The organism is Streptomyces sp. PA03-6a, assembly GCF_033792765.1.
Lineage (GTDB): Bacteria > Actinomycetota > Actinomycetes > Streptomycetales > Streptomycetaceae > Actinacidiphila.
The window spans coordinates 1-11189 of record NZ_JARAVK010000276.1; the positions used below are offsets into that span (position 1 = coordinate 1).

General features: G+C 73.2%; 11 protein-coding genes and 1 pseudogene. 10 read left to right on the forward strand and 2 right to left on the reverse strand.

The features are described 5' to 3' along the window. From PV350_RS39240 to PV350_RS39275, 8 genes and pseudogenes are all read left to right on the forward strand, one after another. Window positions 1-802 (forward strand): annotated as a pseudogene (locus tag PV350_RS39240) (DNA polymerase III subunit gamma and tau); the annotation flags it as partial. Between the two features lie 156 nt (window positions 803-958). After that, window positions 959-1294: a YbaB/EbfC family nucleoid-associated protein gene (locus PV350_RS39245; RefSeq protein WP_431958833.1), complete on the forward strand. Its 336-nt coding sequence runs from the start codon at window positions 959-961 to the stop codon at window positions 1292-1294. Between the two features lie 25 nt (window positions 1295-1319). Then, window positions 1320-1919 (forward strand): recombination mediator RecR, encoded by a 600-nt coding sequence (gene recR, locus PV350_RS39250; protein WP_018558314.1) that lies wholly within the window; start codon window positions 1320-1322, stop codon window positions 1917-1919. Further along, on the forward strand, window positions 1912-2559 hold the full coding sequence (locus PV350_RS39255) for a DUF5063 domain-containing protein (protein WP_499513035.1): 648 nt from the start codon (window positions 1912-1914) through the stop codon (window positions 2557-2559). The genes recR and PV350_RS39255 overlap by 8 nt, the downstream gene beginning before the upstream one ends. 240 nt (window positions 2560-2799) lie before the next feature. Next, entirely contained in the window at window positions 2800-4074 is a 1275-nt protein-coding gene (locus PV350_RS39260; protein WP_499513036.1) for an aspartate kinase, read from the forward strand. A gap of 287 nt (window positions 4075-4361) precedes the next feature. Beyond that, window positions 4362-5030, forward strand: a complete 669-nt coding sequence (locus tag PV350_RS39265; RefSeq protein ID WP_499513037.1) for a SigE family RNA polymerase sigma factor — start codon at window positions 4362-4364, stop codon at window positions 5028-5030. Then, complete coding sequence (locus PV350_RS39270) at window positions 5027-6064, forward strand: hypothetical protein (RefSeq protein ID WP_499513038.1); 1038 nt, start codon at window positions 5027-5029, stop codon at window positions 6062-6064. The genes PV350_RS39265 and PV350_RS39270 overlap by 4 nt, the downstream gene beginning before the upstream one ends. A 48-nt stretch (window positions 6065-6112) precedes the next feature. Beyond that, the gene (locus PV350_RS39275; RefSeq protein ID WP_499513039.1) at window positions 6113-6967 is read left to right on the forward strand and encodes an SURF1 family protein; all 855 of its coding nucleotides are present in this window, start codon (window positions 6113-6115) and stop codon (window positions 6965-6967) included. Here the strand turns inward: PV350_RS39275 and PV350_RS39280 are convergent. Next, complete coding sequence (locus PV350_RS39280; RefSeq protein ID WP_499513040.1) at window positions 6923-8713, reverse strand: S9 family peptidase; 1791 nt, start codon at window positions 8711-8713, stop codon at window positions 6923-6925. The genes PV350_RS39275 and PV350_RS39280 overlap by 45 nt on opposite strands. A 46-nt stretch (window positions 8714-8759) precedes the next feature. Further along, window positions 8760-9065: a DUF6191 domain-containing protein gene (locus PV350_RS39285; protein WP_499513041.1), complete on the reverse strand. Its 306-nt coding sequence runs from the start codon at window positions 9063-9065 to the stop codon at window positions 8760-8762. 67 nt (window positions 9066-9132) lie between these two features. Here PV350_RS39285 and PV350_RS39290 point away from each other — a divergent pair, with 67 nt between their 5' ends. Both PV350_RS39290 and PV350_RS39295 read left to right on the forward strand, forming a co-directional pair. Next, window positions 9133-9597, forward strand: coding sequence for a GNAT family N-acetyltransferase (locus tag PV350_RS39290; RefSeq protein WP_499513042.1), 465 nt, complete (start codon window positions 9133-9135; stop codon window positions 9595-9597). A 209-nt stretch (window positions 9598-9806) separates the two neighbouring features. Beyond that, window positions 9807-11189, forward strand: a 1383-nt coding sequence (locus tag PV350_RS39295; RefSeq protein WP_500338233.1) for an alpha/beta fold hydrolase, incomplete at its 3' end; no start/stop codon positions are given.

Genomic DNA, 11189 nt, shown 5'->3' on the forward strand with positions numbered 1-11189 from the left:
GCCCCCTGCCGCGCAACGTCCCGGCGCCTGGCCCACCGCGGCCGCCCCCGGCGGCGGGCAGCGTCCCGGCGCCTGGCCCACCGCGGCATCCGCATCGGCATCGGCCCCGCCCCCGGCGTCCGCCCCCGCGGCGCCGCCCGCGCAGGCTCCAGCTCCCGCACCGGCCGCGGCGGGCGCGCAGCCCATCGGCGACGCCTCACGCGTCCACCAGATGTGGCCCACCGTCCTCGAGGCGGTCAAGCGGCTGCGCAAGGTGACGTGGATACTGCTCGACCAGAACGCCCGGCTCGTCGGCTTCGACGGTTCGACCCTGCAGATCGGCTTCGACAACCCCGGTGCCCGCGACAGCTTCGCCAACCGCGGCCACGAGGAGGTGCTCAAGCAGGCGATCAGCGAGGCCCTGGGCGTCCAGTGGCGCATCGAGGCGATCGTCAGCCCGGGCGGCGGCCCGGGCCCGGCGGGACCCGGCGGTGGCCCCGGCGGCTCCCGTCCCGCCCCCGCGTCCCCGGCACCGTCCGCGCAGCAGCCGCACCAGCACCAGCAGCCGCAGCAACAACCCCACCAGCAGTCCCAGAGCCCGGCTCCGTCCCCGTCGCCGCCCGCCGCCGCGGCGGCCCGTGCCGCCGTCAACGCGGCGCCCGCGGCGTCCGCGTACCCGCCCGTCACCGACGAGCCGCCGCCCATCGAGTACGACATGCCCGAGGACGACGACCCGGACCTGGACGAGACGGCGCTCAGCGGCCACGACCTCATCGTGCGGGAGCTGGGTGCCACCGTGATCGAGGAGATCGCCAACGAGTAGCCGCGGCGCCCCCGTTCCCCTGTGCGGAACGGCACGGCGGGGGCGGAACGGGCGACGCGCGCCGCTCGTTCCCTCGTACGGGTAGCGCGAGCGGGCCCCCGAGCACGTAGGCTCGCCCTACCCGCACAACCGACGTCGTGAGGCAGGAGCGAGACCGTGATCCCCGGTGGTGGTCAGCCGAACATGCAGCAGCTGCTCAAGCAGGCACAGAAGATGCAGCAGGACCTCGCGGCGGCCCAGCAGGAGCTCGCCGAGACCGAGATCGAGGGTACGGCCGGCGGTGGCCTGGTGAAGGCGACCGTGACCGGAGCCGGTGAGCTGCGGGGGCTGGTCATCGACCCCAAGGCGGTCGATCCTGAGGACACGGAGACGCTGGCCGATCTGGTCGTCGCCGCCGTGCACAACGCGACCGCGAGCGCGCAGGAGCTGCAGCAGAGCAAGCTCGGCCCGCTCGCCCAGGGGCTCGGGGGCATCCCCGGCCTTCCTTTCTAGTTCCAGGCGACGAAGAGGGCACAGCGTGTACGAGGGCGTGGTTCAGGACCTGATCGACGAGCTGGGCAGGCTGCCCGGCGTGGGTCCCAAGAGCGCGCAGCGGATCGCCTTCCACATCCTGCAGGCGGATCCCGCCGACGTTCGACGGCTCGCGCACGCCCTCAGCGAGGTGAAGGCGAAGGTCAGGTTCTGCGCGGTCTGCGGCAACGTCGCCGAGGCCGACCAGTGCCGGGTCTGCCGTGATCCGCGCCGCGACCCGGCCGTCATCTGCGTGGTCGAGGAACCCAAGGACGTGGTGGCGATCGAGCGGACCCGCGAGTTCCGCGGCCGCTACCACGTGCTCGGCGGCGCGATCAGTCCGATCGAGGGGGTCGGCCCGGACGACCTGCGCATACGGGAGCTGCTGGCGCGGCTCGCGGACGGTAGCGTCACCGAGCTGATCCTGGCCACCGACCCCAACCTCGAGGGGGAGGCGACGGCCACGTATCTCGCACGCATGGTCAAACCGATGGGACTGAAGGTCACCCGTCTCGCGAGCGGTCTGCCGGTCGGCGGCGACTTGGAGTACGCCGACGAGGTCACGCTCGGCCGGGCCTTTGAAGGAAGGCGGCTGCTTGATGTCTGACAACGCCCTGGACCCCGACGACTTCGCCTCCTCGATCTCGGACCAGATCGAGAGCTTCATCCTGTCGGTACGGGAGGTCGCCAAGGGCGACGACCCCGACAGCGCGGTGCCCTACCTGCTGCTGGAGGTCTCCCAGCTGCTGCTGGCCGGGGGCCGCCTCGGGGCGCACGAGGACATCGTCCCGGAGGAGCGCTACGAGCCCGACATCGGCCCGGAGCCCGACGCCGACGAGCTGCGCCAGCGGCTCGCGGTGCTGCTGGAGCCGATCGACGTCTACTCCGAGGTCTTCGACCCCTACGTGCCGCGCAGCACGCCGGTGGCCTGCCGGATCTCCGACGACCTCGCGGACGTGGTGACGGACCTGGCGCACGGCCTGGCGCACTTCCGCGAGGGCCGGGTCAGCGAGGCGCTGTGGTGGTGGCAGTTCTCCTACCTGTCCAACTGGGGGCCGACCGCCTCGGCCTCGCTGCGGGCCCTGCAGTCCCTCGTCGCCCACGTGCGGCTGGACAGCCCGCTGGACGCGCTGGACGGACTGGACACCGACCACGGCGCGGACGACGAGGAGAAGCTCGCCGCCGAGGCCGGTCGGGTCATGGCCGCCGAGATCGCCAAGCCGCTGGGACTGCGCCCCAGCCGCTGAACCCCCACCGCGCCCGCCCCTCCCGAGGGGCGGGCGCGTGTGCGTGGCCGGGCGTCCGAGGCGCGGTGACCCGGGGGCTGTAGTGACCCGGAGCACGCCGCCCGGTGTGCATAGGTCGGCGTGTCGTTGGGCAGATGGCTCGCAGAGTGGGCCCGGCGTCTCAGCATGTGGTATTGAGGGGTCGGTCCCGGCCTGCTCGTTAGACTGAGCCGAACGCAGTACCGGATTTGAGGAGCGCACGTGGGCCTTGTCGTGCAGAAGTACGGCGGCTCCTCCGTTGCGGATGCCGAGGGCATCAAGCGCGTTGCCAAGCGGATCGTCGATGCCAAGAAGAGCGGCCACCAGGTGGTCGTCGTGGTCTCGGCGATGGGTGACACGACGGACGAGTTGATCGAGCTCGCCGAACAGGTATCTCCGATGCCTACCGGCCGCGAGTTCGACATGCTGCTGACCGCCGGAGAACGGATCTCCATGGCCCTGCTGGCGATGGCGATCAAAAACCTCGGACACGAGGCGCAGTCGTTCACCGGTAGCCAGGCGGGTGTCATCACCGACTCCGTCCACAACAAAGCACGCATCATCGACGTCACGCCGGGCCGCATCCGCACCGCCCTGGATCAGGGCAACATCGCGATCGTGGCCGGCTTCCAGGGCGTCTCCCAGGACAGCAAGGACATCACGACGCTGGGCCGGGGCGGCTCCGACACCACCGCGGTGGCGCTGGCGGCGGCCCTGGACGCCGGGGTGTGCGAGATCTACACCGACGTCGACGGCGTCTTCACCGCCGACCCGCGCGTGGTGAAGAAGGCGCGGAAGATCGACTGGATCTCCTCCGAGGACATGCTGGAGCTCGCCAGTTCCGGTTCCAAGGTGCTGCTCCACCGCTGCGTGGAGTACGCCCGCCGTTACAACATCCCGATCCACGTCCGGTCGTCGTTCTCCGGCCTCCAGGGCACGTGGGTCAGCAATGAGCCGCGAGAGGACCAGACGGGCATGGAGCACGCGATCATCTCCGGTGTCGCGCACGACACATCCGAGGCCAAGGTGACGGTCGTCGGTGTGCCCGACAAGCCGGGCGAGGCAGCCGTGATCTTCCGGGCGATCGCGGACGCCGAGATCAACATCGACATGGTGGTGCAGAACGTGTCGGCCGCGGCCACCGGCCTGACCGACATCTCCTTCACCCTCCCCAAGGCCGACGGCCCGAGGGCGATCGAGGCCCTGAAGCGCGTCCAGGGCACCATCGGCTTCGAGACGCTCCGCTACGACGACCAGATCGCCAAGATCTCGCTGGTCGGCGCCGGCATGAAGACCAACCCCGGTGTCACGGCGCAGTTCTTCGAGGCGCTGTCCAACGCGGGCGTGAACATCGAGCTGATCTCGACCTCCGAGATCCGCATCTCGGTCGTCACCCGCGCCGACGACGTCAACGAGGCCGTACGCGCCGTGCACTCCGCGTTCGGCCTGGACAGCGAAACCGACGAAGCGGTCGTCTACGGAGGAACAGGTCGCTGAGCACCCCGATTTCGGTCGGGTGACCCAAATCTCTGGTCTGGACCGCTTGATCGGAAGCCTGTAGGCGCCAGACAATTTCAGCTCCCTGTGTGTCGCAACCGTGCGACGCGCAGGGAGCGTCTTTGTGTCAGCGCACTGCCCTACTGTGCTGCAGGCCGGGCGCGGCGCAACAGCGCCAGCAAAAGGGGCATTGGGGAAGAGTTGGTACGCATGCGCATATGTGCTACACCGTCAAAAACGGTGCCTCGGGCGTACAACCCTGACGGGGGGACGCGTGTCCAACAGGCGTGGCAGAGGCACTCGGCATCGAAGCACCCCTCGTGGGGCGGGGCAGCGCTCCGGCGCGTCCGCACGTCCGGCGGCCGTCGCGCGCAGTCGGCGGCATCCCGGTGATCGCGCCCTGGCCTGTGGTGCAGGCGCCCTCGGACCGCGACCGCGGCGACACTGACGCCGCGATGGCAGTCGGGACCACCGTCGACCACCTCACCGAGACCTACCGGGCCCACTACCGCTCGCTGCTCGGCCTCGCCGCACTCCTGCTGGACGACACCGCCTCCTGCGAGGACGTCGTCCAGGAGGCCTTCATCCGCGTCCACTCGGCCCGCAAGCGGGTCCGCGAGCCCGAGAAGACCCTCGCCTACCTCCGGCAGACCGTCGTCAACCTCTCCCGCTCCGCGCTGCGCCGCCGCATCATGGGCATGCGGCTGCTGTCCAAGCCCATGCCCGACATGGCGAGCGCCGAGGAGGGGGCGTACGAGGCGCTGGAGCGCGACGAGTTGAAGGCGGCCCTGCGCAAGCTGCAGCGCCGGCAGCGCGAGGTCCTCGTCCTGCGCTACTTCGCCGACATGACCGAAGCCCAAGTAGCCGAGACCCTCGGCATTTCCCTAGGCTCGGTGAAGGCGTACGGCTCGCGTGGTCTCGCGGCGCTCCGCGTCGCGATGGAGGCCCCGGCATGACCAACCCGAACCCACCCGGCGGTATGGAACCCGAGAACGACATCGGCGGTGGCAGCCCCGAGGAGCGGCTGAACCCCGACGAACTGGCGCTGCGCCGGCTCATGCGCGACGCCGTGAGCGACATCCAGCCGGGCCAGGAGGCGCTGGAGCACCTGCGCCGCGCGGTCCCCGCCCGGCGGGCGCACCGTCGGCAGTTGCTGGCCGGCAGCGCGGCCGCGTGCCTGCTGGCGCTGGTCGCGGTCCCCGCCGCCCTGCACGCGGCGGACCTCTCCGGATCCGCCAAGACCGGTACCGCCAACGCCTCCAGCGCCCAGGACACCGGTGGCACGAACGGCGACGCGGACGGTCCGGCCGCCGGCGCCGGCACGCCCTCCCCGTCCGACGGCGACGGCCGGGCCGACGAGGACCCCACGCGCACCGGCGGCTCCCACGGGCACGTCACCCCCGGGGCGACGGGCTCCGCGGACCCCTCCGACACGCTCGCGGCCAACGCCCCGCTGTGCACCGCCGGCGACCTCGGCAACGCCTCCGGGTACGCCGGCGCCGCCGACGGCTCGGGCCGGGTCAACGGCTGGTTCCAGGTGGCGAACACCTCGAAGGGCTCGTGCACCGTCGACGGCGGCGGTTCGGTCAGCGTCTCCTCCACCCAGGGCGCGGCCGACTCCGCCCGTATCAGCGTCGTCGACCACACCCCGAACGACGGCACCACACTGCCCGACTCCCTCGGCACGGCGCTGATCCTCAAGTCCGGGCAGAGCTACCGGGTCGAGTTCACCTGGGTCCCGGCCGCCGGCGGCGATTCGGGCGGCTGCACCCCCCCGGTCACGCCGACGCCCACCGCGACCGCCACCAACACCCCGTCCGGCGAGGCGTCCGCGCCCCCGGCAGGCGTGGACGGCCCCGGCCAGGGCGGCCCGGCGGGCAGCATCGTGCTGAGCCACACGCCCGAGGCCGGAGCGCCCGTCGTCATGGCGACGATCGGCGGTGCCTGCGCCGGGACGGTCTACAAGACCGGCGCCATCGCCGCGCAGTAGCGGGGGGCGGTTCCCGGCGACGCCCGGGCGCCCCGTACCGTTGACGGCGTGTACCGGTTCCTGCTGTCCCCCCGCTGGCTGGGCGGGCACCTCTTCATGGTGTGCGCCGTGGTCGTCTGCACCTTCATGGGCAGCTGGCAGCTGAGCCGGTTCGAGGCCCGCGTCGACAGCCACCGCGCCGCCCAGGACAAGCCCGCGGCCGCCGCCCGGGACGCGGCCCCGCTGGAGCGCCTGCTGCCGCGGGCGACCTCCGCGCTCACCACCGAGACGGCCGGCCGCACGGTACGGGCCACCGGCCGCTACGACACGGCGCACCAGTTCCTCGTGCCCGGCCGTGAGGTCGACGGACGCACCGGCTACTACGTGCTCACCCCGCTGCTGACCGGCGACGGCGCGGCCGCCCTGCCCGTCGTCCGCGGCTGGCTGCCCGGCGACGCGGACCGCGCGTCCGCGGCCGGCGTGCCCGCACCGCCCGCCGGCGAGGTCACCGTCACCGGGGCCCTGCAGGCCCCCGAGGGCGCCGACACCGACGGCGCGATCGGCCGTGGCGGGCTCGCCGAGGGACAGCTGGGGATCATCAGCGCGGCGTCCCTGGTCAACCTCGTCCCCTACCAGGTGTACGGCGCCTGGATCACCCAGACCGAGGCCGTCCCCGCGCCCCTGCGGGCCGTCCCGCCGGTCGCGCCGAGCGGCACCGGCCTGGACCTCAAGGCCTTCCAGAACCTCGGCTACACCGGCGAGTGGTTCGTCTTCGCGGGCTTCGTGGTCTTCATGTGGTTCCGGCTCGTCCGGCGGGAGGCCGAGACCCGGCGCGACGCCGAGCTCGGCCTCACCGGGGAGGAGGGGCCGGTCGCGGCCTCAGCCGCCGAGGTGGCGCCGGACGAAGTCCAGCTCCAGTCGTAGCTGCTTGATCCGCTCGTCGACGACGAGCGAGCCGTGCCCGGCGTCGTAGCGGTAGACCTCGTGCGCCTTGCCCAGGCCCGCCAGCCGCTCGACGTAGTTGTCGATCTGCCGGATCGGGCAGCGCGGGTCGTTGAGGCCCGCCGAGACGTAGACCGGGGCCTTGACCCGCGCCACGTATGTGATCGGCGAGGACGCCTCGTAGCGGTCCGGGACCTCCTCGGGGGAACCGCCGAACAGGGTGCGGTCAAGCGCCTTCAGCGCCTCCATCTCGTCGCCGTACGCCGTCACGTAGTCCGCGACCGGCACCGCCGCCAGGCCCACCGTCCACAGCTCGGGCTGGGTGCCCAGCCCCAGCAGCGTCAGGAAGCCGCCCCAGGAGCCGCCGGACAGCACCAGCCGGGCCGGGTCGGCGAAGCCCGACTCCACCGCCCACGTCCGGACCGCCGCGATGTCCTCCAGCTCGATCAGGCCGACGCGGTGCTTGAGCGCGTCCGTCCACTCCCGGCCGTAGCCCGTGGAACCGCGGTAGTTGACCCTTACCACCGCGTACCCGTGGTCCAGCCAGGCCGCCGGGCCGGCCGCGAAGGCGTCCGAGTCGTGCCAGGTGGGCCCGCCGTGGATTTCGAACACCGTCGGGTACGGGCCCTCGCCCCGCGCGGGCCGCTGGACGAGCGCGTGCACCGGCCCGCCGGGCCCGTCCACCCACACGTCCTCCACCGGCAGCGAGCCCGGGGCCCGCTCACCCGGCGCCTCCAGCACCACGGCGCCGGTCGTCGACCGCACCTCGGAGGGCGCCGCCGCCGACGACCACAGGAACTCCACCGTGCCGTCGGGGCGGGCCGTGGCGCCGCTCACCGAACCCGCCGGGGTGTCCAGCCGGGTCAGCTCCCCGTCCGCCAGCCCGTAGCGGTAGATCTCGCTGCGGGCCCGGTACGAGTGCACCACCAGCAGCGCGGTGCCGTCCGGGTACCACTCCGCCGCGACGTCACCGGGCAGGTCGATCGCCAGGGCGGTCTCCGTGCCCGCCGCGACGTCCCAGACCATCGGCTCCCAGCGGCCGCGCCGCTGGTGCGCCACCAGCAGCCGGGCGTCGCCCGGCACGGGGGCGAACCCCAGGCACTCCAGGCCCAGTTCCTTCGTGCCGCCCTCGCTGTCGTCCAGCTCCGCGACCGTCGTGCCGTCGGTCGTGACGACCCGCAGCGCCGAGTGCATCGCATCGCCGTGCTCGGTGTGCTCGACGACGACCAGCGTGCCGTCCTCCGACAGCGCGCCGACCCCGCCCGACTCCTCGTGCCGGTAGATCTCCACCGGCTCCGCCCCGGGACGCACGACGTGGATCGTCGTGCCCTCCTCGTCGGTGGAGCGGCCGACCACCGACAGCCCGCCCCGGCCCAGCGCCAGCCCCGCGGGGTACGAGGGCTCCAGACCGGGCGCGGCCGGCTCGTCCGGGCCGCCCGCGAAGGGCTGCCGCATCCAGACCCCGAACTCGTCCCCGTCGGTGTCCGCGAACCACCACACCCACGCGCCGTCCGGCGTCAGCGTCCCGTCCGACGTGCCGTTCGGCCGGTCGGTGACCTGCCGCTGCGCCCCGGTCGTCCGGTCCCACGCGTACAGCTCGTAGGTACCCGTCGCATTCGACACGAACAGGCTGCGGTGGGGGGCGTCCTCCGCCCACTCCGGCAGTCCGACGCGTGGCGCCCGGAAGCGCTTCTCCCAATCCGGCATACCAGCCATGACGTCGCTCATGCCACCATCAAACCCGATCGCGCCCCGCAGCGGACCGTGGCCGTCGTCACCCGCTGCGATCACGCCCCGGAACGACGATCAGCGCCGTCCCCCGCCCCAGGTCCACCCGCGACCGCGGGGGCGCCCCGTCGCCCTCCTCGTCGCGCAGCATCAGCGTCGCCCGGCGCTCGTCCAACTCGCTGCGCTTGCCCGGCGAGAAGCTCGCGTGCAGCTGCTCGAAACCGGTCGCGGAGACCTGCCCGCTCCGTCCGCCCCACCGGCCCGCCCGCAGCACCTGGTCGACGAAGGCCACCCCGATCAGCAGGATCACCAGGCCCGGCAGCGTCATGAAGACCACGAACCCGACACCCATGGCCCAACCTTCGCATGGCGGCGGCGCACCGGCGGCGGTCCGGCCGGCACCGGGCTACCCTCGCGCCATGGCCGACACCGAACAGCCCCTCGTCCCGCCGGACTTCGTCGTCCCGGACCCGCCCGCCACCGACCGCTTCCGCCTGGAACCCCTCGGCCCGCGGCACAACGCCGCCGACCACGCCGCCTGGACCTCCGGCATCGACCACATCCGCGCCACCCCCGGCTTCGAGGGCCGCTCCTGGCCGCCGCCGGACGGGATGAGCCTCGAAGCCAACCTGGAGGACCTGCGCAAGCACGCGGAGGACTTCGAGCGGCGCACCGGCTTCACCTACACCGTCCTGTCCGTCCCCGGCGGCGACGTCATCGGCTGCGTGTACGTCTACGGCTCCCGCAGCGAGCCCGGCGTCATCGACGTCCGCTCCTGGGTCAGCGCCCCCCACGCCGCCCTGGACGCCCCGCTCCACCGCGTCGTCAGCGACTGGCTGGCCGGCGCCTGGCCCTTCGAACGCATCGCCTACGCGCCCCGCTGAACCCCTGACCGGGCACGTGGGGAAGTTCACGCGTTCGGCCCACTCGGGCCGCCACCACGTACGACGTGTGATGGGGTGGTGACGCAGCGGAGCCGTGGGGGGTGCGTCCGAGCGCTCCGCGACACGACCGGACCCTGATTCCCCGGGGCGGCCCGGGCGCCGCGTCCGGCGGTCCCCCCGTCACACGGGCGTACGAGGAAGGCGTGGCGATGATCGCTGTACGGGACACCGACGGCATACCCCGGCGCCGGCTGCGTGGCGCACTCGCGGTGCTGAGCACCTGCGGGCTCCTGCTGACCGCTGCCTGCGCCACCGCCGTCCCGCTGCGGCTGTCCCCCGACGCCGTCCGGGCGGCCGCGGACCCCGCCGCGGGCGTACCCCCGGAGCTGCGGCGCTACTACGAGCAGCACCTCGACTGGGAAGCCTGCCAGGACGTGCCCGGCTTCCAGTGCGCGACCGTGACGGTGCCCCTGGACTACGCCCACCCGGAAGCGGGCGACATCACCCTGACCGCCGCCCGTGTGCGGGCCACCGGCGACGCCGGCGCCCGCGTCGGCTCGCTCCAGGTCAACCCCGGCGGTCCCGGCGAGTCCGCCGTCGACTACCTGGTCGCCGCCGCCGGCACCTTCTCCCCGGCCACGCGCTCCGCGTACGACCTGGTCGCCGTCGACCCGCGCGGCGTGCGGTACAGCACCCCCGTGGAGTGCGCCACCGACACCCCGGCCACCCCCATGGGCTTCGGCCTGCGGCTGTCCGGCGACGCGGCCGAGATCACCGACTCCTACGAGGCGTTCGAGGAACTCGCCGACGCCTGCGAGGAGCACGCCGGGGAACTGCTGCCCCACCTCGGCACCCCGGACGCGGCACGCGACATGGACGTCGTGCGCGCCCTCCTCGGCGACGAGCGCCTGCACTACCTCGGCTACTCCTACGGCACCTACCTCGGCGCGACCTACGCCGAGCTGTTCCCCTCGCGGGTCGGCCGCATGGTCCTCGACGGCGCCGTCGACCCCGCGATCGACGGCTACCGCGAGAACCTGGACAGCACCGTCGGGTACCAGCTGGCCTGGGACTCCTTCGCCGCCGACTGCGCCGCACGCCCCGACTGCCCGGTCGGCCACTCCGTCGCGGAGGCCGGCCGCGTCCTCGACGGCCTGCGGGACAAGCTGGACGCCGGCCCGCTGCGCCAGGGCAAGGACATCACCGTCACCGGCGAGGACCTCCTCACCGCGGTCATCACGGCCCTGCGCGAGGCCTCCTGGGAGGAACTGCGCACCATGCTGCGCCAGATCCTGGCCGGCGACACCACCGAACTGCAGCAGTTCGGCGGCACGGACGAGGGCGACTCCGGCAACGCCGCGGACGCCCTCCTCGCCGTCGACTGCCTCAGCTCCACCCTCGGCGCCCGCTTCTCCGAGGCCCAGGCCCAGGCCGCACTGCCCGCCTTCCTGCACGCCTCGCCCCAATTCGGCACCTCACTGGCCACGTTCCTGGTGCTGTGCACCCACTGGCCCGTCCCGGCGACCCAGACCCCGCACGCCATTGCCGCCCCCGGCGCCGCCCCCATCCTCGTCGTCGGCACCACCCGCGAC

Excerpts from the sequence above, each read along its gene's own strand:
- PV350_RS39280 (WP_499513040.1), bottom strand. The coding sequence starts at position 8,713 with ATGAGCGACGTCATGGCTGGTATGCCGGATTGGGAGAAGCGCTTCCGG.
- PV350_RS39285 (WP_499513041.1), bottom strand. The coding sequence starts at position 9,065 with ATGGGTGTCGGGTTCGTGGTCTTCATGACGCTGCCGGGCCTGGTGATC.
- PV350_RS39270 (WP_499513038.1), top strand. The coding sequence starts at position 5,027 with ATGACCAACCCGAACCCACCCGGCGGTATGGAACCCGAGAACGACATC.
- PV350_RS39290 (WP_499513042.1), top strand. The coding sequence starts at position 9,133 with ATGGCCGACACCGAACAGCCCCTCGTCCCGCCGGACTTCGTCGTCCCG.
- PV350_RS39255 (WP_499513035.1), top strand. The coding sequence starts at position 1,912 with ATGTCTGACAACGCCCTGGACCCCGACGACTTCGCCTCCTCGATCTCG.